The organism is Methanococcoides mangrovi (assembly GCF_052057775.1).
Lineage (GTDB): Archaea > Halobacteriota > Methanosarcinia > Methanosarcinales > Methanosarcinaceae > Methanococcoides.
This window is the reverse complement of the sequence record NZ_CP195121.1, coordinates 1,217,448-1,242,570: the sequence shown is the minus strand read 5'-3', so window position 1 is coordinate 1,242,570 and position 25,123 is coordinate 1,217,448. Positions and strand designations below refer to the sequence as shown.

The 25,123-nt window shown below is 40.5% G+C and carries 22 protein-coding genes; 10 read left to right on the top strand and 12 right to left on the bottom strand.

The window, feature by feature from the left end:
* Nucleotides 1–103: 103 nt before the first annotated feature.
* Entirely contained in the window at nt 104–946 is an 843-nt protein-coding gene (budA, locus tag ACR3I3_RS06410; protein ID WP_440951446.1) for an acetolactate decarboxylase, read from the bottom strand.
* A 330-nt stretch (nt 947–1,276) separates the two neighbouring features.
* Here budA and ACR3I3_RS06405 point away from each other — a divergent pair, with 330 nt between their 5' ends.
* From ACR3I3_RS06405 to gatD, 7 genes are all read left to right on the top strand, one after another.
* A complete protein-coding gene (locus ACR3I3_RS06405; protein WP_440951445.1) occupies nt 1,277–2,218 on the top strand; it encodes a metal ABC transporter solute-binding protein, Zn/Mn family in 942 nt (313 codons plus the stop codon).
* A 9-nt stretch (nt 2,219–2,227) separates the two neighbouring features.
* Nucleotides 2,228–2,983 (top strand): metal ABC transporter ATP-binding protein, encoded by a 756-nt coding sequence (locus ACR3I3_RS06400; RefSeq protein WP_440951444.1) that lies wholly within the window; start codon nt 2,228–2,230, stop codon nt 2,981–2,983.
* A gap of 11 nt (nt 2,984–2,994) precedes the next feature.
* On the top strand, nt 2,995–3,822 hold the full coding sequence (locus ACR3I3_RS06395; RefSeq protein ID WP_440951443.1) for a metal ABC transporter permease: 828 nt from the start codon (nt 2,995–2,997) through the stop codon (nt 3,820–3,822).
* A gap of 251 nt (nt 3,823–4,073) precedes the next feature.
* Nucleotides 4,074–6,236, top strand: coding sequence for an ATP-binding protein (locus ACR3I3_RS06390; protein WP_440951442.1), 2,163 nt, complete (start codon nt 4,074–4,076; stop codon nt 6,234–6,236).
* A gap of 165 nt (nt 6,237–6,401) precedes the next feature.
* Complete coding sequence (locus ACR3I3_RS06385) at nt 6,402–8,345, top strand: PAS domain S-box protein (RefSeq protein ID WP_440953711.1); 1,944 nt, start codon at nt 6,402–6,404, stop codon at nt 8,343–8,345.
* Nucleotides 8,346–8,681: 336 nt separating this feature from the next.
* Nucleotides 8,682–10,157, top strand: a complete 1,476-nt coding sequence (gene argH, locus ACR3I3_RS06380) for an argininosuccinate lyase (protein ID WP_440953710.1) — start codon at nt 8,682–8,684, stop codon at nt 10,155–10,157.
* A gap of 60 nt (nt 10,158–10,217) precedes the next feature.
* Nucleotides 10,218–11,471: a Glu-tRNA(Gln) amidotransferase subunit GatD gene (gatD, locus tag ACR3I3_RS06375; protein ID WP_440953763.1), complete on the top strand. Its 1,254-nt coding sequence runs from the start codon at nt 10,218–10,220 to the stop codon at nt 11,469–11,471.
* 413 nt (nt 11,472–11,884) lie between these two features.
* Here gatD and ACR3I3_RS06370 read toward each other — a convergent pair whose 3' ends face one another.
* On the bottom strand, nt 11,885–12,385 hold the full coding sequence (locus ACR3I3_RS06370) for a type IV pilin (RefSeq protein WP_440953709.1): 501 nt from the start codon (nt 12,383–12,385) through the stop codon (nt 11,885–11,887).
* 122 nt (nt 12,386–12,507) lie between these two features.
* Nucleotides 12,508–12,924, bottom strand: coding sequence for a type IV pilin (locus tag ACR3I3_RS06365; RefSeq protein WP_440953708.1), 417 nt, complete (start codon nt 12,922–12,924; stop codon nt 12,508–12,510).
* A gap of 115 nt (nt 12,925–13,039) precedes the next feature.
* Between ACR3I3_RS06365 and ACR3I3_RS06360 the strand changes: the two genes are divergently transcribed.
* Nucleotides 13,040–13,885 (top strand): tyrosine-type recombinase/integrase, encoded by an 846-nt coding sequence (locus tag ACR3I3_RS06360; RefSeq protein ID WP_440953707.1) that lies wholly within the window; start codon nt 13,040–13,042, stop codon nt 13,883–13,885.
* 169 nt (nt 13,886–14,054) lie between these two features.
* Here the strand turns inward: ACR3I3_RS06360 and ACR3I3_RS06355 are convergent, their stop codons facing one another.
* Complete coding sequence (locus ACR3I3_RS06355) at nt 14,055–15,077, bottom strand: hypothetical protein (RefSeq protein ID WP_440953706.1); 1,023 nt, start codon at nt 15,075–15,077, stop codon at nt 14,055–14,057.
* A gap of 337 nt (nt 15,078–15,414) precedes the next feature.
* A complete protein-coding gene (locus ACR3I3_RS06350) occupies nt 15,415–15,993 on the bottom strand; it encodes a tyrosine-type recombinase/integrase (RefSeq protein WP_440953705.1) in 579 nt (192 codons plus the stop codon).
* 338 nt (nt 15,994–16,331) lie between these two features.
* Between ACR3I3_RS06350 and ACR3I3_RS06345 the strand changes: the two genes are divergently transcribed.
* The gene (locus ACR3I3_RS06345) at nt 16,332–16,910 is read left to right on the top strand and encodes a zinc ribbon domain-containing protein (RefSeq protein ID WP_440953704.1); all 579 of its coding nucleotides are present in this window, start codon (nt 16,332–16,334) and stop codon (nt 16,908–16,910) included.
* Between the two features lie 54 nt (nt 16,911–16,964).
* On the opposite strand, the gene ACR3I3_RS06340 is transcribed toward ACR3I3_RS06345, so the two are convergent.
* The 5 genes from ACR3I3_RS06340 to ACR3I3_RS06320 all read right to left on the bottom strand — a co-directional run bounded on the left by ACR3I3_RS06340 (nt 16,965) and on the right by ACR3I3_RS06320 (nt 22,645).
* Nucleotides 16,965–17,906 carry an AbiTii domain-containing protein gene (locus tag ACR3I3_RS06340; protein ID WP_440953703.1) on the bottom strand — a complete coding sequence of 314 codons (942 nt, stop codon included), beginning with the start codon at nt 17,904–17,906 and terminating at the stop codon, nt 16,965–16,967.
* A gap of 17 nt (nt 17,907–17,923) precedes the next feature.
* Complete coding sequence (locus tag ACR3I3_RS06335) at nt 17,924–18,133, bottom strand: hypothetical protein (RefSeq protein WP_440953702.1); 210 nt, start codon at nt 18,131–18,133, stop codon at nt 17,924–17,926.
* Nucleotides 18,134–18,393: 260 nt separating this feature from the next.
* Nucleotides 18,394–21,231 carry a hypothetical protein gene (locus ACR3I3_RS06330; RefSeq protein WP_440953701.1) on the bottom strand — a complete coding sequence of 946 codons (2,838 nt, stop codon included), beginning with the start codon at nt 21,229–21,231 and terminating at the stop codon, nt 18,394–18,396.
* A gap of 698 nt (nt 21,232–21,929) precedes the next feature.
* A complete protein-coding gene (locus ACR3I3_RS06325) occupies nt 21,930–22,397 on the bottom strand; it encodes a type IV pilin (protein ID WP_440953700.1) in 468 nt (155 codons plus the stop codon).
* 41 nt (nt 22,398–22,438) lie between these two features.
* The gene (locus tag ACR3I3_RS06320) at nt 22,439–22,645 is read right to left on the bottom strand and encodes a DUF5371 family protein (RefSeq protein WP_440953699.1); all 207 of its coding nucleotides are present in this window, start codon (nt 22,643–22,645) and stop codon (nt 22,439–22,441) included.
* A 203-nt stretch (nt 22,646–22,848) separates the two neighbouring features.
* On the opposite strand from ACR3I3_RS06320, the gene ACR3I3_RS06315 reads away from it, so the two are divergent.
* Nucleotides 22,849–22,995 carry a hypothetical protein gene (locus ACR3I3_RS06315; protein ID WP_440953698.1) on the top strand — a complete coding sequence of 49 codons (147 nt, stop codon included), beginning with the start codon at nt 22,849–22,851 and terminating at the stop codon, nt 22,993–22,995.
* Here ACR3I3_RS06315 and ACR3I3_RS06310 read toward each other — a convergent pair.
* Together ACR3I3_RS06310 and ACR3I3_RS06305 are read right to left on the bottom strand one after the other, a co-directional pair.
* Nucleotides 22,988–24,145, bottom strand: a complete 1,158-nt coding sequence (locus tag ACR3I3_RS06310) for a formate--phosphoribosylaminoimidazolecarboxamide ligase family protein (RefSeq protein WP_440953697.1) — start codon at nt 24,143–24,145, stop codon at nt 22,988–22,990. The two genes, ACR3I3_RS06315 and ACR3I3_RS06310, sit on opposite strands and share 8 nt — an antisense overlap.
* A gap of 228 nt (nt 24,146–24,373) precedes the next feature.
* Nucleotides 24,374–25,120, bottom strand: coding sequence for a stage II sporulation protein M (locus tag ACR3I3_RS06305; RefSeq protein WP_440953696.1), 747 nt, complete (start codon nt 25,118–25,120; stop codon nt 24,374–24,376).
* Nucleotides 25,121–25,123 lie beyond the last annotated feature (3 nt).

Here is a 25,123-nt window from a genome sequence, read left to right as displayed (position 1 = left end):
TTGTTCACCTTGTTCTAACTGGAATGTTCACTTAGGTATTGTAGCGCATCTATTGCTACAAACCTATTTAAAAATCATGGGTGAAAGGAAATCAATTTCCTTCTCATCCCTCATCCTTTTCAACAATATGAAGATCGTTGCTATTATCACGCGAAAGGTCAGCATCCATGAACTCAGGGGATTCCGGAATTGAAAGTTCAAATTCGGTTGTATGATCCACACTTACAGTACCGTTCAGAACAACATAGTCAAGCACATGTCCACCCTTTTCCCTGCTCCCGTCTATGAAGTGGAAATGGTAACCCGGCACATTGATACCTTCAACATAGTAAGGCAACCAGAAACCTACAATGTTCCCCTCCACATTCTCAAGTTCGAACACTGCCTGCTCTTCTTTGATCACATCGACCAGAAGAGGATACGGCTCTTCCTGGGCAGGTACACTGCGCACTTTCATCTGTTCAAAAGTACCGTTTATCCTTATAGCATACATAATGTTCTCTGAAGGCAGAATTTCCTCGATCAAGCCGGTAACTTCAGATGAATTTGCACGATCATCAAGTACAATAAGCTCATCCACCTCAAAATAAGTAACAGCTGCAAATGGGGTAGTAGCAGAATCTTCCACCGGATAGGCAACACCATCTGCTTTCATCTGGTAGACCTCTCTATCAACAACGATCATTTCTCCATCAAGACGATCAAAGGTACCAAGACCTGTATCGCCATGTCCTTTTAGCTCAGCAATGCTCATCTGCCCCCCATAAAGACCATCAAGCAGTGCATCAATGGTCGATACCTGATAAAGGATATCATTTTGAAATGCATTCTGTTGTTTTATATCAATGTCATCTGAAGGTGTAGAAGTATCATCAACACATCCGGAAATAGATATCAATAGAGATACAAGCAAAAAGTAAGAAGATAATTTGATCAATCGTTTCATAAATTCACCTGTGAAAATGTGATATGCGATTAAATGATATCTTTAATTATATTTAATAACTGTTTTTATGAATGTGAAAAGTCTTGATTTGTTAAAAGTGAGGCGGGTACTGAAATTATTAAGATAAAGATCAAAATGTTGCCCCAACATGATTTTTGTATAGAGGTAAAATTTTGCCACTGAAGAATACACATGCCATCTAATAAAGCGGAATGTATATATAAAAAATAGCTACTAACTAATTAAAAAGCAAGAGACCATAGTATTTTTGGGATTGTACCAAAATTCTAAAAACATAAAACCAAATTCAAAACACGGCAGGGCGATAACATGAACAGGAACATAACGATAACTTTGGCCGTCCTTATATTAATGGCATCGATATCCATTTCCGGCTGCACAGATCAGCCAGCAGAAGATAGCAACCAGCAGAGTGAGAAACTGGTTGTTGCAGTAAGCATACTTCCACAACAGGAATTCGTAGAAAAGATAGCAGGCGATACCGTGAATGTTGTTGTCCTGATACCTCCCGGAGCAAGTCCTGCCACACATGAACCTACTGCCGGCCAGCTCAGGGAAGTGGCAGATGCAGAAGCATATTTTATAGTGGGATCAGGATTGCCATTTGAGAACGTCTGGCTTGACAAGATCAGAACAGTAAACAGCGAAATGCTGATATTTGACTGTTCGGAAGGGATCGCAATCATGGAAACGCATGAAGAAAATGAAGCAGAATATGAGGATCACTCCGCAGAAGAGGAGGGAGAGGCACATGATCACGGAGGAGTGGATCCTCACATATGGACATCACCACTGAATGCAAAGATCATGGTTGAGAACACATACCAGGGCCTTATAGAGATCGACCCGGATAATAAAGAGCTATACCTGAAGAACAAAGAGGCATACCTTCAGGAACTTGAAGAGGCTGATGCAAGGATCAGGGAGTCATTTGGTGACGAAGGCGGCAGTTTTATGACTTACCACCCATCATGGAGCTATTTTGCGGCGGAGTACGGCCTCGACATGATAACGATCGAGGAAGAAGGAAAAGAACCAAGCCCCAAAGATATGCAAAGACTTATCGATGAAGCAGAAGAAAAGAACATCAGTGTTATATTCGTACAGGCACAGTTCAGCACACAGAGCGCTCAGGCAATTGCATCTGCCATTGGTGGTGAAGTTGTAACTGTTGACCCGCTGGCAAAAGATTACATCGATAACCTTAACAGCATTACAGAAGCATTTTCCAGAGGAATTGCAAAAGAATGAGGGAGTAAAATGGCAGAAGTGATCAGTCTGAAAGATGTATGGGTAAAGTATGAAAAGCTAACCGTACTGGAAAATGTGAACCTGACGATCAACGAGGGAGACTTCCTGGGGATCATCGGGCCTAACGGCGGTGGCAAAAGTACTTTGCTGAAGGTGATCCTGGGATTGATCAAGCCACAAAAAGGGGAAGTAAAAGTCCTGGGAAAGAGTCCGGCCAGATCCCGCCATTTGATCGGATATGTTCCACAGTATGGACCCACAAACATCGATTTCCCAATAAGCGTATGGGAAGTCGTGCTCATGGGACGCATGGGAACAAGAGGACTGTTCAAACATTACACTGACGAGGACCGGGAAGCAACGTACAAAGCACTCGAAGTTGTTGATATGCTTGAGTTCCGTGACCGTCAGATAGGAGAACTTTCCGGTGGCCAGCGCCAGAGAGTATTCATTGCACGTGCCCTTGTAAGCAACCCAAAAGTACTCCTGTTAGATGAACCGGCAACAGGCATTGATACCCGAATGCAGAACGAATTCTATGAACTTCTGGAAAAGCTTAAATCAGAGGTGACTATCATCATGATTTCACACGACCTGAGCGCAGTATCAGTACTTGTTGACAAGATCGCATGCCTTAACGGTAAGCTCCATTACCACGGCTCAAAAGAACTTGTCCCGGAAGATATTGAAAAATCATACGGATGCCCCGTAGATCTAATCGCACACGGAGTACCGCACCGGGTATTACATATCCATAAACACTGAGAGGAAATTCGATGATAGAGCTTTTGCAATATGAGTTCATGAGAAATGCCATCTTCGCAGGATTACTTGCAAGTATCGCATGCGGTATGATCGGTGTTTATGTTGTAGTGAAGAAAATAGTCTTCATTAGCGGAGGTATCGCACACGCCTCCTTCGGAGGCATTGGCATCAGTTACTTCCTTGGGATAAACCCTATATTAGGAGTCCTACCATTCAGTCTTTTTTCAGCACTGACAATGGGAACCATCAGCAAGCGATCCGATGTGCCGGAAGACACAATTATCGGAATCCTCTGGTCACTTGGAATGGCGGTCGGAATAATATTCATCGGATGGACACCCGGATATGCCCCTGACCTTATGACATACCTGTTCGGGAACATCCTTACAGTACCCGGATCGGACATCTACCTTATGCTGGCCCTCGATTCAGTGATAATTGCTACTGTTTACATACTTTACAAGGAGTTCATGGCACTCTGTTACGATGAGGAATTCTCAAGGGTATCGGGAGTACCAACAGAAAGATTATACCTTTTACTGCTATGCCTGATCGCATTGACCGTAGTAGTGATGATACGTGTGGTAGGACTTATACTGGTAATAGCCCTTCTGACGATCCCTGCAGCACTTAGCCGGCAGTACACCAGCAATATGAAGATCATGATGTATCTCTCCGTTCTTTTCGGCGCTATATTCACCATTACCGGGTTGCTGTTGTCATACTATTTTGATATAGCTTCCGGAGCCACCATAATCCTGGTAATGTCTGCTGCATATCTTTTCAATATAATATTGCAGAAATGGAGAAGGGCTTCGGGAAGCAGGTCAGAGAGTTGACAAGATCACTCCCGGTATGAAGCAGTAATGCTCAGTCCATACATGCACCAATAATTAGTAGAATTGGCGAGATCATTTTTTGTATAAATTCAGCGGATCAAACAGAGATATATTATCTAAAATAATAAGACGCAGTGGTCTATACGGACGGATCCTGTGAAAAATGATCCAGATTTACAAAAATGCGAATATTGTTAGGAAACGTTAATATCGCATAATTCGCTTTTAAAGAAAGGAGTCATATGAATTGGATGCAGATCCCGTTAAGATCGAAAATTGTCCTTGCTGCTGTTGCAGGAGTGCTTCTTGTAATGGTAATGGCAACTTCCATCACAATAACAACCCAGATCACAGTGCAGGAAGAGCTTACTCACCAGCAGGCTACTGAGATCACAAAGAGCTATGCAAACAAATTCGACGGAGATATGCGATCCGATCTTGCAATTGCCCGTTCTATCAGCTCCACATTAAGTGAATATAATTCGTCGGACAGAGACGAGATAAACAGGATCCTGAAATCGATCCTGAAAGACAACCCACACCTTTTAGGAACATATACCTGCTATGAACCAAATGCCTTTGATGGAAAGGACAATGAGTTTGCGAACATCGAAAATTATGACAGCACAGGAAGGTTTGCTCCGTACTGGCACCGCATCGATGGAAGCATTGAAAATGACTACCTTGAAGATTGTGAAAGCTACGATTATTACCTTTACCCGAAGGCCTTCAGAAATGAAATAATCTCTGATCCGTACTTCTATGATGGCGTCTTTATAGTAAGCTATGGCTCTCCGATCATTAAAGATGGAGAATTCATCGGCGTAAGCGGAGTTGATGTCTCCCTGGACTATATGGATGAAATTGTAAGCCAGGTCAAAGCTTTCGATACCGGATATGCCATTATGACCGGAAGTTCGGGGCTTATACTCTCCCAGCCTTATAATAAAGATTGGATAGGTTATAAGACGATCTATGATTATGACAACCCCGGCTTCTCTGAAGCAGCAGACAACATCAAGTACAAGAAAAGCGGTTACGTAAATACGATCGATCCGATGACAGGTAAAGAAGTTGTAGTATTCTACGAACCTATCGAATCCAAGAACTATGGTTTTTTCCTGGTGATCCCGAAAGAGGAAATGCTTGAAGGAACCTTTGCATTAAGGGATAAGCTGATCGCCATCGCTATTCTTTCAATCTTCTTTACAAGTATTGCAGCCTACCTGACATCACGAACTGTAACTGCATCCATTGATGACATTGTAAATGATTTCAAAGAAATGGCCGATTCTATAGCTGAGGGTGAATTGAACATCAGAGCAAACACAGACATTGATGCGGATTTCAAAAAGATACCGGTAGGCCTCAACCATATCCTCGACGGTGTGATACTTCCGATACACGAGACAACAAGAGTTGCAGAAGAACTTTCAAAAGGTCATTTGGATGCTCGTTTCAGAGGCGAGACCGAAGGAGAGTTCAAACAACTTGCACAATCCATCAATTATTTCACAAAGCTGCTGGATGTGATAATTACCGAGTCCAATGAAGTTCTTGCGGCTATGGAAAAAGAAGACTTTTCCAGAACTGTGCATTTCCATGGACATGGCGACCTGAAGATGCTTACAGAAGGTATCGAACAGACTCGCCTGTCATTGCAGCAGGCAAGTATAGATCGTGAGAAGGCAGAGAAGGAACTCAAAGAATATGCAAGGAAACTGGAGCAGTCCAACGAGCTAAAGGACATGTTCACAGACATCATGCGGCATGACCTTTTGAACCCTGCAGGCGTCATAAAAGGCTTTACGGAACTTCTGCTTATGACAGAGACAGATGAGCAGACAAGGATGTTACTTGAAAGGATATTGAAGAACAACAACAATCTGATCGAGATGATCCACTCTGCTGCGGAATTTGGAAAGCTGGAAAGTTCCGACGAGCTCGAGCTCAATATGCAGAACGTTACCGAGATAATCAAGCATTCAATGGAAATACTTACCACGCAGGCCAGCAACAAGGAAATAAAGGTAACATTCAACAGCAAAGAACCACATTATGTGATGGGGAACCCTGTTGTTGAAACTGTATTCACCAACCTGATCTCAAATGCGATCAAGTATAGCCCTGAAAAGAGCGAAGTGATCGTTGACATAAAGGAAGACGAACAATATACAGAGATCACGATCACAGACTTTGGAGAAGGTATCAAAGACGAGCACAAGGCTACCGTCTTTGACAGGTTCAAGAGAGTTAACAAGACCGGTGTGAAGGGATCAGGACTCGGACTTGCGATCGTCAAGAGGACCATTGAACTCCATAAGGGAGAAGTCGGAGTAAGAGATAATCCTGCAGGAAAGGGCTCTCTATTCTTTGTGAAACTGAAAAGATATGTAGATGAACTCGAAGAGTAAACTGGCAAAACTTATTAATTCGAGCAAAGTCAATTTAATTATGGGATAAGTTGTAGCTATTCGAGCGGATCTCCACATAAATCTGACCATATTCTTCGAAAGATTGATGTCCTGTACCCACTAGCATTAGCTTCAACAAAAAAGTGACTCTTATGGGGAGATGTTATGAAGGAGTTGCCAGACAAGCTAATTGACAGCATGTACAAAGGAGTCTGGGCTGTCGATACCGACAATAAGTTCATCTACTTCAACGAAGGGATGGAGCAGATAACAGGCCTTCCACGAAACAGGATAATCGGAAAGGACCTTAACTACTTCATGGAACTGGCACAACTAAGCGTAGGGGACGAAGCTCATTTCAGAGAACTGGCGCTTCGTGTTAAAGACACATTGAAACCCTCCAGGTATCATTCACTTCCTTTTCTGACACCTGAAGGAAAGCTCAGTATCCAGAGCGGATACATCTTCCCTATGCTGGATGAAGAAGGCACCTATTCAGGAATAATCGGAACTGTCGGAAGTTATTCAGAACAGAAGATACGCGAAAAGACCTTTAAAGATATGTTAAGCTCAAAGAAGAAACTTGAAGACATCTACAAGAACAGTCCTGTAGTAGCATTTCTCTGGACAGCAGAAAAGGACTGGCCAGTGGAATTCGTTTCAGACAATATATCCCAGTTCGGCTACACGGCGGAGGATTTCACCTCCGGCAAACTGATATACGGCGACATAATCCACCCGGATGACCTTGATTTTGTACGTAATGACGTGACGCAGCTTGAGATAGAAGGAAGGCAGTTCTTTTCAAAGGAATACAGGATACTGACAAAGTCCGGAGAGGTAAGATGGGTAGCTGAAAGGTCACTACTCGGATATGATGAAGACAATAAGCCATCCTATTACCAGGGCATCATGATAGACATTACCGAGCGAAAACTTGCTGAGGAAGCACTCCTTGAAAGTGAGAAGAAGTACAGGTTCATTTTTGAGAACTCACCGCTTGGGATATTCAATTTCGACGAAAATGCAAACATCACCCATTGTAATGACAATATCACAAAGATCATGGGCGTGCCAAAGGACAGGATCATTGGTATGAACATGATAAGTGATGTTGATGATGAAGAGATGAAAGAAGCGGTCAAGGCCATCTTCTCGAGGGAGGTCGGGCACTACGAAGGAAAGTACTCTAACCCCTTAAGCGGCAAGGTCACACCCATAAAGGCCGATTACAGCCCGAACATCTCGGATGATGGAAAACTGCTTGGTGGTGTCGGGATCGTTGAAGATATAACCGAACGTGTAAAAGCGGAAGAAGCAATGATAAAATATGCAGAGGAACTTGCTGCTGCCAATGAGGAGCTCAAGTCCCTGGACAAGATGAAGGATGAATTCCTTTCCAACGTCAGCCATGAGCTTAAAACACCACTTACATCCATCAAAGGTTATACCGAGCTTATCTCAGAGGGATCTCTGGGCCCACTGACTGATAAACAGAAAGAAGTTGAGACCACCGTCCTTAGAAATGCTGAAAGACTAAAGAGACTTGTGGACTCGCTCCTTTACATAAGCAGGGTACAGTCAGGTAACGTGAAGTATAATTTCGAACCGGTCTCCATTGCCGAGATAATCGACATGACACTTCTGGACCTCAAGATACAGATACAGAATAAACAGCTAAAAGTTGAGAGAAATATCCCGGACGAACTGCCCCTGATAAACGGGGACAGAGATAAGCTCACAGATACGTTCACCAATATCGTTGACAATTCCATCAAGTTCACACCTGAAGGAGGAACACTGTCCTTCACTGTGGAAGAGGAAGAAGAATACCTGCATATTATGCTGAAGGATACAGGCATAGGCATCCCACCTGACCTCATCACAATGCTCTTCAGACGTTTCTACCAGATTGATGCCACAAGGAAGCGCAAGTATGGGGGAACCGGACTGGGCCTTTACATTTGTAAGGAGATCGTCACAGCACACAACGGAAAGATCTGGGCAGAAAGCGAGGGGGAGAACAAGGGAACAGAGATCCACATCCAGCTTCCAAAAGACACAGAACCTCCGGCCCCAGGCCTTCAGGATCACAAACCATCCATCTGATTGATCTCAATTCTATTCTGTTTTTTGATCATACATTAGTCTATTCGGTTCGGTTCTGTTCTATTCTATTCTATTCTATTCTATTCTATTCTATCTATCCCATCTCTTCAAATCATCCTATCCCTTCAATCCATCGAGCTCTTCAATCCATCATATCCATCCAGCCTATTCGACCCCAGATCACCCGGAATGAGCCTCCGTTGGATCTGCATTAAATTTTATCCCATCAATGAACAACAGGATCTATAAGGGAAACCGATTCGTTTTTAACTCTTTGTGGCATACCACGCTACATAACCTTACTAATCCATCTACTAGATAATCACGAGGTATTGAATGAGCGACATTTTAAGAAGAGGCCGCCTGGCTTCCGTTCCCGATGAAGAGATCATAGAGTTCACATCCTCAATGAGCGCTGACAAATGGATATTCAATTCTGACATCCTTGTAGACCTTGCACACACTGTCATGCTCAAAGAGAGAAATGTCATAAGGGCAGAGGACTGCCGGGAAATACTGAAAGGCCTGTTGAAGATCAGGGAAGAAGGTATCGAGAAGCTCGACCATACCTATGAGGACATTCATATCTCACTTGAGTCAAGGCTTATTGACATGGTCGGAGAGGATGTAGGCGGACGCATGCACTCCGGCAGGTCACGCAACGACGAGGTCGCTACCTGTATCAGGCTAACCCTCAGGAATGAGCTTTTGCTGATCATGGAAGACCTGCTCGCACTTCGCAATACCCTGATCGACGTCGCTTCGGAAAATGTCGACACACTCATGCCGGGATTCACACACCTCCAGCACGCCCAGCCAACAACACTGGCACACCACCTGACGGCTCATGCAAATGCCATCGGACGTGACTTTGAACGCACAAGGGACTGCTACGCACGTGTTAACATGAGCCCACTCGGAGCTGCTGCTTTTGCATCCACAGGGTTTGACCTCGACAGGGAAAGGACAAGGACACTACTCGGATTTGACAGGATCATTGAGAACTCTATGGATGCCGTAAGCTCACGCGATTTCCTGATAGAGACAGCATCGGTCTTCGCAAACCTGATGATAAACCTTAGCAAGATGGCAGAGGAACTGGTTATCTGGTCCACTTCCGAATTCGCTTTCATTGAACTGGATGACAGGTACGCCTCCACATCATCCATCATGCCGCAGAAGAAGAACCCCGACACCGCCGAACTGCTGAGGGGAAAGAGCGGAGTTGCCATCGGTTCACTGATGTCCCTGCTATCCATCTGCAAGGCATTACCGTTAAGTTATAACCGCGACCTGCAGGAGGCAACACCTAACATGTGGCGCTCCCTGAAGACAACAAGGTCATCCGTCAGGGTCATGAACGGAATGATAGCGACAATGAAGATCAACAAGGAGAACATGGCAGGCCTGGCAACAGCCGGATTCACCACCGCAACTGAACTTGCGGACACCATGGTGCGTGTCTGTGACATCCCATTCAGGACAGCACACCAGATCGTCGGGGTCCTTGCTCGTGGAAATGGCGAACCCACACTCGGAGAGATCGATGCGGTCGCCCACAATGTGATAGGTGAGAGCCTGAGCGGAAGAGGACTGACAGAGAAGATGGTAAACGAGGCGCTCGACCCGATACTGAACGTCAGGAAGCGAACCGTGACCGGAGGACCATCACCGGAAACCATGCAGCAGCTGATCAGCAATTGCAGGAACAGGGCAGCCGGAGATGAGGGCAGCCTTAAAGGGCTGAAGGCAAATGTTGACAGCGCCATGGAAGCACTGTTCAGTGTAGTGGACGAATGCATGAACGCCTGATAAATGAAAGAATTACAGGTTATTCATATTGACAATGATTATGATTTACGAGGGATGATGATGGATTTTGAACTTGGTGACAGGATAAGGATAGAGAAGGACGGAAATGTCTATGAAGGCATTGTGATGCCAACTACCACCAACCATGTTGTGGTGAAGATGAACAGCGGTTACAATGCAGGTATTGACCCTGAAGGAGCAACAATAACACTGCTTGAGAAAGCCCGACCCAAACAGCCTAAAGCATCATCTAAGAAGGAAAAGGAAGCAAAACAGGGAAAGAAGCTCCCAAACGTCACCATCCTCTCCACCGGCGGGACCATTGCCAGTAAAGTGGACTACCGTACAGGCGCTGTCACCGCACAGTTCTCTGCCGATGACATCGTGGAAGCTATCCCGGAGATCACCGAGATCGCAAACATCAGCGGCAGGGTCGTCTACAACATCCTTTCCGAGAACATGAAGACCGAATACTGGGCCGAGCTCGCACGAGCTGTGGCCGAGGAGATCGAGAACGGTGCCGATGGGATCATTGTTGCCCACGGAACAGACACAATGATGTACTCAGCAGCAGCCCTGTCATTCATGCTTAAGGCCCCTGTGCCAATCGTCTTTGTGGGCTCCCAGCGCAGTGCTGACAGACCCAGCAGTGACAACGCCATGAACGCCATCTGTGCCACCAAGGTAGCTGTCAGTGACATCGCCGAAGTATGCGTTGTAATGCACGACTCGACCTGCGATGACCGCTGCGCCATCCACTACGGTACAAAGGTAAGGAAGATGCACACATCCAGAAGGGATGCATTCCAGTCCATCAACTCCGACCCGATAGGCTACGTGGACTACTCCACAAAGAAGATCGAGACCATCCTGCCATACACCAAACGCGACACCCACAAGCTGGAGCTTAATGCCACACTCGAACCAAAGTGTACACTGGTGAAATTCGTACCCGGTGCTGACCCGGAAATCCTCAATTATTACATTGATTCCGGCTACAAAGGAATCGTCATCGAAGGAACCGGACTTGGTCACGTTTCAACGGAATGGATACCTAACATTAAAAGAGCTACAGAAGCAGGTATCCCGGTTGTTATGACATCACAGTGTTTGAACGGACGTGTCTGCGACCGTGTCTATGATACAGGAAGAGATATTCTGAAAGCTGGTGCGATCGAAGGAGAAGATATGCTTCCAGAAGTTGCGTTGGTGAAGCTTATGTGGGCACTTGGGCAGGGCAGTGATATGAGTGAGATCGCCGAGTTAATGAGCACAAGTGTTGAGAATGAGATCACGGAATGTACGTTGAAGTGAATGGATCGCTTCAACTGCTTTTTTAAAACAATTCAATTTAAAATAGATAATGGGTGCTGTTATGCACCATTTTTTTCTAATTATTTCGATTTGATATCAACTGAAATATCAAATATCTCACTTATCACAGAAGTGCATAAGCTGCAAGAGCAGCAGCTAGAAGTAAACCTATTGCAAACATTAGGATCTCAGGAAGGACTTTTGATGCTGCATCTTCGTTATTGATTATCTTAAGCATAGTAGATTCTCCAATAAGATAAATGTCCGACTTCCATTTAAGTATTGGCACAGACTTACAACATAGCGTCCGTCGATGCTATGGCATACGCAAAATAAGGCAATCTGCGGCACCACAAGCGAGTTGCGGCATTAAGCTGGAATTAAAAAAGGATGATGCATGGCTGCACCATACTTCAGAACCTTACATCGAGGTCAGCTATCATCTGCTGTGTGGCAACGTCAATGAACTTAACAGTTCCGATTTCCCCGAAGGCGATGATATCAGCCAAATCCCCCTCGGCATTTTCATTGGTAAGATGCGTGGCTGTTCCAATTGCAAACCCACCAATCTCATCGGTTTCATTGAAAATGTACAGGAATTCACCGGCTTTGAATTCAAGGTCATCGTCAGTTGTCAGCAGAGTCACATCAACAACATCCCCGTCAACAACCATCTTTGTGTTCGGGGAAGCAAGGTAAAGCTCATCGCCGCCCTGATGTTCGAGCATGATGACAGAATGGTCACCCATACTGTACGAACTTGCCCTGACACTGGACTGCGGTGCCATACCGCCTGTACCCAATCCAAGTGAGAATGCTATGATGATAGTAGCAACAATGATTCCTACTGCAACCAGCATGACCTCAGCGACCACTGGTGACACTGCGTCTTCATTTCGTTTTATGTTAAACATAACAATAACCCCATATATGACATAATAAAAGTGATAATGTTGCTTCGATTGAAGACTTGTTAGTTAATAAATTTGATAAAGAAAAAAGAATGGTGCTTATTTAAGCACCATTGTTATTGAATTTAGAACCTTACATCAAGGTCAGAAACCATCTGCTGGCTGGACACATCGATGAACTTGACATTAAGTGTGTCTGTAGCGATATCACCACTAAGTGTAGCAGCTGTCATGTTAGCTTCAGTACCGAGGGTAACAGTACCACTGACATTGTACAAGTATACAGTTTCTCCAGCTTCAAGCAACAAAGCATCTTCATCTGTCGTACCAAGGGTAACAGCGTTGCCACCAGCGGTAACTCTTGTAATTGTATCAGCAAGGTTAACCTCATCTCCACCCTGGTGCTCAATCATAACAACATTGTAGGTGCTATCAGTATCTGCACTACCTCTAAGGCTTGCCTGTGGTGCCATCTCGGATGGTCCCATTCCAAATACGAATGCTGCGATAACAGCAGCAAGGATTACAGTGATTGCGACCATCAGGATTACACCGATGACCGGAGATACTGCCGAATTTTAGCCTTATTTTGCTAATTAAAGGTAGCTTTGACTATATTTTCCTACAAAATCACCTTAAAAAATAAAAGGTGAAAACATGGCAAAAGAAGCAATGAAAAATTTGAGTGCGTATGTAACGTATGAAGATTTTTTGAAACTTGAAAAAGCTGCTAAAGAGTATGAAGAAAGTACGGTATTAAAGAAAGCAAAAGCTGGAGATTATTCGTTATTAATACGGATACTATTTTTTACAGGTGCAAGGATTGCAGAAGTGGTCGGCAATCCAAGAAGGGTATTTACACAATGTTTGTTCCCAGCTAACAATAAAAGAAAAGGAAACTGCCCTAAATGGAGCAAAGTAAGAGATGATTCTGTTTGCATTGATGCTGACTGTAAATATTTCACAACCTATGTGCAGAAAGAACATCATGGCATACGTGTAAAAGATATTACCAAAGATAGACTTATAGCCGTCTATGGAAAAAATGTTAAATCAACTGAATTGAAAGCCAGAACCGTTATAATTGACAGCAAAACGTTTGAACTAATCCAAGAGCATATCAAGAAACATGGTTTAAAAGCAAACGATAAAATAATAAATCTCAATGAAAACGGTGCAAAAATATTCATTGAAAAGCTTAGGGAACGAGTAGATATGCCGTGGCTATCGGCACACAAGTTTAGACATGGACACAGTATTTTTTGCATCCAGAACGGCATGGACTTAAGAACCCTTCAACAACAGTTAGGACATGCAGACTTGGGAACAACAGCAATATATCTACAGTTCGCAGTTGATGATAGAAGGAAAGTTTACGATAAAGTTTTCACATCAAAACCAAATCAGGTAAAGGTTCAATGCCCAAGTTGTGGATTTTCTTTCAGATTGAAGAAAAACAGAGATATTGAGTTTGAGGACAAACTTAAAACAATATTTGATTGATTCATATAAGCAGAGCAACAATAACGTTAAAATTAGTATTATGGACTGATAATCAGTCCATTATCTGTTTGTACTTCCAGATAGCCAAAAATAAGCCCATGTTGGCAATAAAATAAGAGGTGGATAAAAAGTACAAAGAAAGATAGTGCTTTCTTATATGGTGGTAATTTCACCATGTCATAAGTTTTTCTTCTTTCATTCCTTCACCGATTACATAAATTCCTGCTTTTGTCATTTTTGTAATATGGAAATATCCATCTATTACTGCATTTGGCGGTAAGATACCCTTTGTATGACCTTCTCTTGCAAGTTCTGGATTGTTTTTACTCATAATTTCAATATTTCCCTTCTTAAAAGGATTTTTACCTTTCACCCATACAGGATACATCCCCCATTGACCAAAGAAATATCCATCAAGCCATTGACTTTTATATCTTTCAACAAGTTCCTTCCTGTTAACAATCCGTTGTTCTGTTTTCATTTGACGTTCATGTTCTTTCGGATTTATACCAGCAGGTGTATTATTTGATGCATTATTTTCCAAATTTTCAATTTGTTTCAAATATTTCTGTTCTTTCCTGAACCATATAGCCTTCATCAACTGATATTGTTCAGGTGAAATACTATCCATAGCCATCAAATCTTCGTAACTTTCTTTTTTGGCATCTGAATGTTTATCAAATTCATCCCCAAAATCACGATTTACAGGTTTATCGACATATTGAATATGTGTACCACCAGAACGACCACCTTCGGTATTTACAAAATGATGTTCTACAAATTGCTTCTTCCATTCCTTATGTTCTTCCCATTGTTTACGCCTATAAAATAAGGGGTCATTAATCGCCTTTTGAACACCATTGTCATTAAGAGAATAGACGTATTCCCCTCTTTTTCCGATACGATTCACGTACTGCAAATCAGGTCTGATGATTCTTTTACCATTTTCTGTTACTGCACCTGTCGAATATTTTGACAAATTACTTTTGAATGTGCTTTTCTTCCCTTGATAACCGCTTAATCGGTAGAGGTCATTAAAACTTAATCCATCTGGATAGTTCAAAAGTGGCAGTAAAATTTCTTGTTTCGCTTCACAATCTCTATCGAACTTTTTAAGTGATTTTTTACCATCTCCTTTGTCTTGATTTTCAAATCCCCCACCTGTTTCATTCCCCATTCTTTCATTAAACATTATTTTTCACCTTTATTTCCATTGTGTGTTTGTCCTCAACCATGAGTTGCCGTCTATATACAGCAACTCCTTAATAGAGGGGATAATCCACCTAATTTTTGAACAAGTAGGACAGATTATACCTCAATTTTAAAGAACAAAACTACTATCAGTAGTCAAATTATAGACCATAGACTTTTCATTCAGCTTGTTTGACAATCAGATTCAACATATTCCTCAGAAATTGCACCAAAATCACAAAGATGTTTAGTAAGAAACGCAAAGACACCGAACATTATATTGTTATCATTGGCTACACTGTTTTCAGTAGTTGTAATGATTTCATGATTAATGTCAATCACACCAAAATATCATCAAGTGGGTCGTTAATCTTTGCTAAATCCCTTTGTAAATCTGCAATGCTAAGATTCAGATATGTAAGTGTGGTTTCAATCCGCTTATGCCGGAGATATTTAGAAACAGATAATATCGGATATTCTGCATCCAATAGATGTTGTGCTCTGCTTCTACGGAAGGAGTGAGTTCCAATAACTTTATCAATATCTGCTTTATCACACAATTTGTTGATAACTCTGTAAACCTGTGAACGATGAACCTGTTTTGATTTATTTGAGAACATCACGTAATCGTTCTTTCGTAATCCATTGTGTTTACAATATCGAATTATTTTTTTCAGGGTTTCTACTTTGCATGGTGCTTTTTCCATTTCGGTTTTATCTCTGCCCTTACCGCCGTAGATTTCAACACATCTACCTTCGAGGTCAAGGTCACGCATTCGCACGTTAATCGCTTCACTTACTCGAAGGGCAGGGTCGTAAAGTAAAAGCACCCACACTTCATACTTTTCTTCAATATCCGGCAATGCTAATAATTTCTTAACTTCTGATGGTCGGAGCCATTCTTTATTGTACTTCATAATTTCACCATATAATATATTTACTTATAATTATAAAATACAACAAATTGTATTTAAACGTTGCGTACTCTCTGCAAAAGTTTTAAAACTTATATCAAGAAGCGTTTCCATATATTCTGTGAAAACTAGATTGAAATGAAAATGCAACATAAGATACGGAATGTTGCGTTAACATTTTGATGCGATTAATAAATGCAAAGGATTCCAAATAATTTTAGTGGCAAAAAATGAAATATTATGCTATTAAACATAAAAAGATATTTAATATCTATTGATTATTATAGTTCATTTTATAAAAAATAATTACGAATTATGTATATTTAATGAAGGTGATGTTTTTGGAAAGAACGAGAAAATTATTTACTCCACGAACAAAAAAAATAGTTGATTATATTGAAGCAAATTATCAATTTGGTGAAAACGAGTTCATCATAGATGCTGTAAGCGGAATTATCGGTGGAGGTGTGGTGATGATACCATTCTATTCTACGTTCGGTATGGATGGTGAAAATCTGCATCGAACGATAAGGAAAATGGGATTTGTGTTAACACAAGATAATATAATAGTACATTATCTTGACAAAGATGAATCCCCCCAACTTGCAGTAAATCCCATTGAAACTATAGAAAATGTAGTATATGCCGTTGAAGGAATGATTTTCAAAAATGACGTTTTATCATTCTACAAAGATGGGCACAAATTGGGATTGATAGTTACTAAAAATGAATTAGCTGACAAATTTTTGGAAAATGCTCTAGAATGCATTGAATATCATCAATATGGACATACAAACGAAATAGTCGACAATGGCAACACATCCGTTTCATTGTATTGTACACAATGTGGAGTGAAACTTCCATCAGATGCAATATTTTGTATGAAGTGTGGTACAAAAGTTGTTGCCGAAAACCTTTAAAATTGTATAGATTCCTTTGGAGATATTAGAATCTCCATTGGATGTTATATCGATTTATTTTGCACTTGATTTTGACAGGCGGATTACATCACCCAGTACCAAATATGTGTAAATAACACATCTATTTGCATGTTCTTTTTGTCTTTCAGTATGTGTTCCAATATTTGCCTGTTCATAGATATTCCGAAGGAAGTTGTTGAGATATTCAAGATTAGATTTCATGAAATCATTTGTTGAATCGGAATCTATATTCTCATAGACATATTGGATTATTCTATTGACATGATGGCTGTCTTTTACAGGATGTGCTTTATCATCGAATCCTATAACTTTTTCATCCTTTGGTGGATAAACCGAATCTGCAAAATCATCCAATACAGTTCTGCAAGCGAATGCCACTTGTTGTAATTCCAATGGGCTATCACTACTGATTATATTCTCGTAAGTTTCAGTCAGCTTTTGAAATGCATTAGGACAGATTTCATTGAGTTCCTGGTCTACAATATTCCTTGTTTCATTGAATATATCGGATTCAATTTTCTCGAATTTTAACTCAAATAATACATCTGTTGTTTTGCTATAAATTCTATTTTTTACTGTAACCAATACTTTATAGTGCGTTTGGGAGCTAACAAGTATCGTGTTGTTATTTAATAACTTACTATATTGATTATTGGAAACAATCTCACACCTGCGACCCTTTCCACTTTTGGATATCATTTTTAAGGTTTCACAGTTATCTTTAATGTATATCCATTCTTCCATATTTCCGATATACAGTTTCTGAGGTGCTCTAAATATTCTGTATTGAGGTACATTTTCGTTGTTTTGGTACCCCACTAATTCATAATTAGCCCACAGGTTCTCATTTTTATTATTAGTTAATTTGGTTAACTTGTAATATTTCCGAAGACTTTTTTCAACATCGCCATATTCCTCAATATCCGTAAGAATATCTTCTGCTAAATTGATTGCTTCTTCAATTCTTGAAACCATATCTTTGTTCCTCAATATTAATTATCAAATATTCGTAATTCATTTACTAATTTTTCGATTTCTTCCAGTTTAGATTCATATTTTAAAAGAAGATTCAGTTGGTCTTCTCTTGGATTAATTCTCACATCATCATCAAGCCTAAATTCATCAAAAGTTGAATAAGCATTAGCCAACTTCAATACTGTTTCCATCCCCCTACCATTACCTTCAATTTTTATACTTATCATTTTATCACCTTATAGATGTATCGAATATCAAAGAACATTTGAAATTTCAATACTATGAATATCTTGCAACTATATAAAAGTAAAGTTAGCAAGGTGAAAGTAATACAATAAGTTATGGCACAAAAACACTATCATTAGAGCTAATGTTTCACAATGGAAATATGCGATTGCCATAGAAGCGATTTAAAGCATTTATTGGTTTAAACATGTAACAAGTCCAATTTGATAATTAAATCGCTAATTCGGGCTATTTTAACGGTTTAGGTTAGGAATAATTTAGAACAGTTGAGTTTGTTATATGTTTTAACATCTTCTGCTTGCTGTGCTACTTGAGTATCTTTTACAGGAATCCTGTATCTCTGAACATTCAAATCTCCATCTCCGAGAATTTCACAGTTTCTTCCAAATGGCAACACTGCATAATCATTCATTCTGTTATAAGTCTTAGACTTTGGGAAATAATCGACAGTCTTGTTCTTTCCCTGTATTGCGAATCCACAAGCTGAAAGTATAGATTCGGCAAATAATTTTGCTGTCGCTGAATCCGTTTCTTCAATGAATACATAGATGTAGTACTTTTTACCATCCTTGAAAACATGATGCGAGATGTTTTTTTCATCAAGAATTAAGGAAATAAGCACCCTTTCATAATCAGAGCTGGTTACGAAATGAACTGCATCAGTTGTGTTATCTTTTGAAATTGGATTATATAGCAACTTATTCTGTCCTTTGATGTGATTTGTAATCAAGGTCTTTGAATATTTCTTCCCTTTTTTATCAGATTTTGTTTTGAGGGAAAGTTTTTGCACCTTCAAAAACCGATGCAATAGGCTACTTTTATCATCAAAATGTAAACGAAAACCATTATTTTGCCTTAGTATATTTATACTATGGCATTTTTCGCCTTTTCGTTGACATTTTAAAAGATTTTCCGCAACAGTAGCGGCTATTTTAAGGTGCAAAAACACATCGATTATGTTTGGTTTGGAAATATCTTCATCAACAGTTACATTGATTGTCTTTGCTTTTTCGCCTTCGGGATGTTCGATTGTAGTTTTAAGATTACTACCCCATGTAACGATATTACGACAATCCCTTCCATTAACACCAAGAGCAATAAGAAATGATAATTCTTCACCGTTAGGGTCTTTAACCCTACTCCAAGCTTGCCAAACATTCATTCTCATTGCTTCTTCTCTTGAAATTTGGGATTGTTCTGCACTCTCTGTAAAGTGGTCGTGTGCGTGTGATGGTAATTGCTGAATGCCTATTGCAATACCGAATCTTCTATCACATTCAACACCCATTACATCAGGCGATTGATAGTATGTTATAATTGGGCTGTCAGGGGTCGGATTTCCCTTTTCATCTTCTTCGTAATACCCAAGTTTTGTAAATTTATCTCTCCAATTATTACATTCAGTTATACTTGAGCAGAAAACGATAAAATTATTTTTTCCAATTTGGTCGAAATAGAACCTACAACTTTTTTCAATATCATCTTCCATGCTTTTAAATGAATATCTCCCAAACGGACTAAATGTTTTTTTATCGGGAAATATCGTCATTTTAGAATTAGTTTTGAAGAAATCCCCAAATATCACTTGTTTTACATTCTGTTTATACTTATTACCATGTAACATTTGAGATGATGGGCTAACGGTGAAATCGGAATAATCTTGTGAACCGAAAGTAGCAGACGTGAAAAATGTTTGCTTTTTGTTTGTCATCCGCTTAACAGCATTACTCAAACTCGTATCAACAACGTTTATTCTGATTGTGATATTATTATTGCTATCCTGTTGACCATCTATTACGAGTTCTTTACTTTGTACAATGTTAAGGATGTTGTAGAGTTCCAAAATAAATAATTCATCAACTTTGCCGGATGTACATAATTGTTCAAGTTCACCCATTATTGTTGCAACTTTTATGCTTTCTGACACTGGTTTATTATTTTTTTTGTCATAGCAGAAAAGCTTATAATGTGGGTTTTCAATTTTCACAATTTGATGCTTCTTATATGTCCTTTTATCAGAACTTAATATCATGTCAATTACTTTATTTTCTGCATAAATTATTTCATTTGAAGATGCTATCAGAATAAGTAATTTAACAATTCCTTTCAACTCTTTATATTCGTTAGGAATCCGCTTTAGTATCTGCTTTAATTCAGGTTTTCCGTAAAAAGAACTATCACGTACATAATCTTCAATTTCATATTTTGCAATAAATCCTTGTAAATTATCTTTGTATTTTTCAACATCTCCATCATCAATAACAAGCTGAAGTCCGAGTTTTTCAAATTTCGTAACAAGCTCTTGAATATTTTTAACTGTGTTTAAGTTGATTGGGGAACATCTCGCCTGATAATTGTTCAGTTCATTAATTATATATGAAATGGAATCTGGAAACTGTAATATATGGGCTTCATCATAGATGATTATATCAATGTTTTTCAAAATTTTGTCAAGAATGTTCTGTGCTGATACATCTTTCTCATGATGTTCTTTATTTGTGAGAGAAGCCGCTAATATAAGTGCTGACCATTTATGATAGGTAGTGGCATAGAGGTCTACTTCATCTTCTCTAATTACTTCTGTTAATTTACAGGTGTTATAATGTTTGCATTCTGCTTTATTATTCTTTTCTTCTTTTTCATCGTAGCATTTTCCACCACGCATAATATAAGGCATATCTGATAACTTCGGGTTGTTCTCTATTTTGTCTTTATTAATTATGCAATCGAAATTAGTTGGAATATGGATGTACTTTGCAGGAAAGTTAAATTTATGCGGAATTTGCATTATTGTTTTATTAATAATATCGTTTGTTGGAACAATTACCAATGGTCTTAATCCTGATTGACGACACGCAAGAATCATTGAAGTTGTAACACCTTCTCTTGTTGTCTTAATGACCTGTATATGTTTTTCAGGCATTGATACTATATCGATACCTCTTATGGTTCTATCATCATTAAGGACGGCATCATCCAAACCTTTATATATAAAAGAAGAATTATTATATTTTATAGAAGATTTCATTTTTGACAGCAAGTCTGTGGCAGGGCTTGCGGGTTCTATTTCACCTGCCATGAGTTGCTACCTCTTGTTTCCATTCTTCAAGTTGCATTTTCATAAATTTTTCAAATATTGGACTGCGATGCATTAATTTTTCATTCAGAAATTTATCAAAATCTTGTAATATCTCTGAATCTACCGAGATTGTAATTTTTGCTTTTGTTATTTTATCACGACATTTTATTTTGTTTCAAATATAATTGTAGTATTACTTGTCATACTATATATACATTTCTATTCTATGGTATATGCTTAAAATTGAATAACGTGGACACATTGTGCCGTTAGCTATTCATTTTTAATATCATAAATTGTCATAAATAAAATTAAAAATTGCTGGATATATTAGCAGTATTTAAAAATAGGCGATGATGGAGTTTCATAAGTGCAAGAAAGGAAAATAAACAAAAATCTGCAAAATAATAAAACAATTTTATATGGATTTCTGAATAAATGAGTTGCGGCACTTTTTCCACAAACAAATTATTTATCCTAATATTAGATATCCTTAATTAGCACAGTTCAACCAAGATTGTTGTGCATCAAATAGAGGTGATTTTTCGGAATAATACCCAATCTACCTTACAACATAGCGTCCGTCGATGCTATGGTATACGCAAAATAAGGCAATCTTCGGCACCACAAGCAAGTTGCGGCATTAATCAGAAAAGGAAAAAAGAATGGTGCTTAATTAAGCACCATGGTTATTGAATTTAGAATCTTACATCAAGAGCTGCAATCATCTGCTGGCTACTAACGTCAATCATGGTTACTTCAACGATGTCACCAGAGCCACCAATTGCTGCAGTGAAATTCGTTGTATCAGTTGTTACATTTGAAATGTAATAATCATTAGTACCTGCACCTTTAAGACCAATATAGAGACGCTCACCAGCAGTAAACTCATCGTCAACACCTGCATAAGTAACTTCATTTCCATTGACAAGGAATTTGGTGTTTGCTGTTGAAAGTACGACTTCGTCTCCGCCCTGGTGCTCAATCATTACTGAATTTACGGCATTAACTTCAGTAGCACTGCCTCTTACACTTGACTGTGGTGCCATCTCGGATGGTCCCATTCCAAACACGAATGCTGCGATAACAGCAGCAAGGATCACAGTGATTGCGACCATCAGGATTACACCGATGACCGGAGATACTGCATCTTCATTTCTGTTCATTTTAAACAAAGTATATTCCTCCACTTTTATATTTACTAGGTTTAATTAATACTTTTCTGTTGCTTCTTCTGTACTACTTTTTCTAGCTTATGAGTCCACATCTCATCGCTCATGTCAGTGTACTCACACTCAAGATAGTGCTGAACCGCAGTGCTCAGGGCATCTTTTGTAGACGATTCACCTGACTTTTTCTTGAGTTCTGCAAGCTGGTCCTCAGTAAGTACAGTTTGTGCATGTACAATTTTCATGAGAACCTTCTCCTGATAAGAACATCATGTGAACATACACACAACAAATCTCATCATAATAATAATTATTACACAATTGGATATAAAACCGTTTCGCAGGTGCGGATCAAAAGACAAAGACGTGAATAGCACAGATGGAGATCTAAATATAATAACTATTGCATAGCAACATGCTTCCTCTGAAAAACTGATAATACCTAAAAGTGGCATCAGCAAGCGGCTCGAAAGATAGTGAAAATCGTACAGAATACGAAAAACCCGACTATTTGGAAGATAAGAAAAATAAGAAGAAAAGCCCCATTAAGAGGGAGCTTTCCACCTGTAAAGATAGCCAGAGCGACCTTATGTGATGATTTTGTCGAGCTGACCGGACTCGATGGCGCGGCGAACTTCCATTGCCACACGTCTGCCGGTGCTCATTGGCTTGCGCCAGAGAGTGTTGCCGTATGGGTGACCTACGGACATGTGGACGTTGGTACCGCCACCTACCCTTGGGGCAACATCATATATGTAGAAGTTAAGGTCCTTGTCAATACAGGTCTGGAGACAGAACGGACCGATGACTCCTGGGTCGTAATATTCCTTGGACGCCTTCACGTATGCTTCTGCGAGCTTGAAGACCTCCTCTAGAAGAGATTCACGGAGTGTTGCTGAATTGTGTCCGCAGACAGTGTACTCAGGAGTGAGCTGGTGCTCTGCGAGGGTCATCTGCTGTGGTGCAGGCAGCCTTACGTGGCCGTCAAGGCTTGTCTCGAACCTCCAGTCGATACCGAGCAGCTCGGTCTTGCTCATCTCTTCCTCTATCGGGGAGTAGAACAGGTCGAAGTTGAAGACAGGACCGATGATGTAGCGCTCTATCCTTGCATCCTTGAGGGCTTCCCTTGTGATGACACCCTGTTTGATGAGGGACTCGGATTTCTCCACATATTCGCTGTAGGTTCCTGCCGTGAAGAAACCGCGCTCGAGCTTCTTTACAGCATGAGGCAGCTTTACGATCACAAGCTCATCGATGTCTTCCGGATCGTTGATGCGCTCAGGGAAGGGCAGACCTGCCTTTTCAAGGAGCCAGTAGTAGTCCTGGTCAAGACCTCTCTCCTCACTGCGGAGCATGTTCCTGCTGCCCACCATAGGGATGCGGAAGTCGTTCTCCACTGCATCGATGTCACAGTATGAGGTGAATGACCTGTTAGGAATGAAAAGAATGTTATCGTCAATGAGCTTCTGCTGGTTCTCAGGGAGTAGTATCTCATTGAACCTGTCATAGACAGCATAATCGTCAACAATGCCGCGTACAACATTGCCTTCTCCATCCCTCTGGGATTTGAAGTACTCGGTATAGGTCTTCTCACGGCCGGACTGGCATATTGCAAAGGTCTCAAAACCTTCCTCAATAGCACCGTCAAAGATATCCAGTCCTGAATGGGAAGCAACCGCTCCGATCTTGATATTATCAGTGTAATAGCTCTCAGCAATCTCAATAATCTCTTTCCTGTCGATCATCGTTCTTTCTCCGGATTTTCGTGATACAATAATTCAGTCGTATAAAAGGCTTATTATTGCCATCAGCGATAAATTGCTTCATTGCAATGGCAAAAACAGCAAAAGGAGAGAAGAGAAAAAAAGGAAAGGATAAAGAAGAGAAAGAGTAAGAAAAATAATGAAAAAGTAAAGAAATGAAAGGGTTGAAAGATCACAGGTAATGGTACCTAATAATATCACAGAACAACATCAGATGATACCCGTGTACAGACCGATCACCAAAGGAGTGATAAAGGTCTCGATCCCGGCTGCCAGCAAAAGCATTGGCATGACAAAGCGGAAGAAAACACTGATACCCTGTTTGAAATCGCCTTTTATATCAACATACCTTCCTGCTATAGAATTCATCACATTGAGCCCCATCCTGACGCCCATGGCTGCAGATATCAGTATCATCGGAAGCTCGATGATACCATGAGGCATAATACCCAGAAATATGTAGGTAAAACCGTTCTCCTTAGATTCAAGATATGTAACGACACCAAGTATATATCCATTGGAGATCACGAACAGCAGAGGTATCAGGCCAAACCCAAGTCCCAGCACAAAGGCCAGCAGACTCTTGATGGCGTTGTTGAAGAAGATGAACAGCATGATCTCGATCGGGGTCATGTTCATAATAAGCTCAACCAGCTCATCCAGACCCTCAAGGGCAATATCGGATGATGAGGGGTTAAGTGCCGTGTAGAAATATCCTGCAATGCCGGATAGCACGAACATCAGGACAACTACGGTGATCTCAGGGACCAGGTTGGAAAGATAATCGCGTACCTTGCATATGCCACTTTCACAGACCGTCCTTTTTTCCTCTTTGGAGACAGGGACCTCTGTGGCATCAGGTCCGATCCCTTCATCGATTCCGAGTTCTTCCATTGGAATATCAACCATAACATTATCTCCTGGCATACCAGTATCGCCAGTTCTATCGTCGTCCATTAA

Bases quoted from the DNA above. Each gene is read 5' to 3' on its own strand.
- budA (WP_440951446.1), bottom strand. From the start codon at position 946: ATGAAACGATTGATCAAATTATCTTCTTACTTTTTGCTTGTATCTCTA.
- ACR3I3_RS06405 (WP_440951445.1), top strand. From the start codon at position 1,277: ATGAACAGGAACATAACGATAACTTTGGCCGTCCTTATATTAATGGCA.
- ACR3I3_RS06400 (WP_440951444.1), top strand. From the start codon at position 2,228: ATGGCAGAAGTGATCAGTCTGAAAGATGTATGGGTAAAGTATGAAAAG.
- ACR3I3_RS06395 (WP_440951443.1), top strand. From the start codon at position 2,995: ATGATAGAGCTTTTGCAATATGAGTTCATGAGAAATGCCATCTTCGCA.
- ACR3I3_RS06390 (WP_440951442.1), top strand. From the start codon at position 4,074: ATGCAGATCCCGTTAAGATCGAAAATTGTCCTTGCTGCTGTTGCAGGA.
- ACR3I3_RS06385 (WP_440953711.1), top strand. From the start codon at position 6,402: ATGAAGGAGTTGCCAGACAAGCTAATTGACAGCATGTACAAAGGAGTC.
- argH (WP_440953710.1), top strand. From the start codon at position 8,682: ATGAGCGACATTTTAAGAAGAGGCCGCCTGGCTTCCGTTCCCGATGAA.
- gatD (WP_440953763.1), top strand. From the start codon at position 10,218: ATGGATTTTGAACTTGGTGACAGGATAAGGATAGAGAAGGACGGAAAT.
- ACR3I3_RS06370 (WP_440953709.1), bottom strand. From the start codon at position 12,385: ATGTTTAACATAAAACGAAATGAAGACGCAGTGTCACCAGTGGTCGCT.
- ACR3I3_RS06365 (WP_440953708.1), bottom strand. From the start codon at position 12,924: ATGGTCGCAATCACTGTAATCCTTGCTGCTGTTATCGCAGCATTCGTA.
- ACR3I3_RS06360 (WP_440953707.1), top strand. From the start codon at position 13,040: ATGGCAAAAGAAGCAATGAAAAATTTGAGTGCGTATGTAACGTATGAA.
- ACR3I3_RS06355 (WP_440953706.1), bottom strand. From the start codon at position 15,077: ATGTTTAATGAAAGAATGGGGAATGAAACAGGTGGGGGATTTGAAAAT.
- ACR3I3_RS06350 (WP_440953705.1), bottom strand. From the start codon at position 15,993: ATGAAGTACAATAAAGAATGGCTCCGACCATCAGAAGTTAAGAAATTA.
- ACR3I3_RS06340 (WP_440953703.1), bottom strand. From the start codon at position 17,906: ATGGTTTCAAGAATTGAAGAAGCAATCAATTTAGCAGAAGATATTCTT.
- ACR3I3_RS06335 (WP_440953702.1), bottom strand. From the start codon at position 18,133: ATGATAAGTATAAAAATTGAAGGTAATGGTAGGGGGATGGAAACAGTA.
- ACR3I3_RS06330 (WP_440953701.1), bottom strand. From the start codon at position 21,231: ATGGCAGGTGAAATAGAACCCGCAAGCCCTGCCACAGACTTGCTGTCA.
- ACR3I3_RS06325 (WP_440953700.1), bottom strand. From the start codon at position 22,397: ATGAACAGAAATGAAGATGCAGTATCTCCGGTCATCGGTGTAATCCTG.
- ACR3I3_RS06320 (WP_440953699.1), bottom strand. From the start codon at position 22,645: ATGAAAATTGTACATGCACAAACTGTACTTACTGAGGACCAGCTTGCA.
- ACR3I3_RS06310 (WP_440953697.1), bottom strand. From the start codon at position 24,145: ATGATCGACAGGAAAGAGATTATTGAGATTGCTGAGAGCTATTACACT.
- ACR3I3_RS06305 (WP_440953696.1), bottom strand. From the start codon at position 25,120: ATGGACGACGATAGAACTGGCGATACTGGTATGCCAGGAGATAATGTT.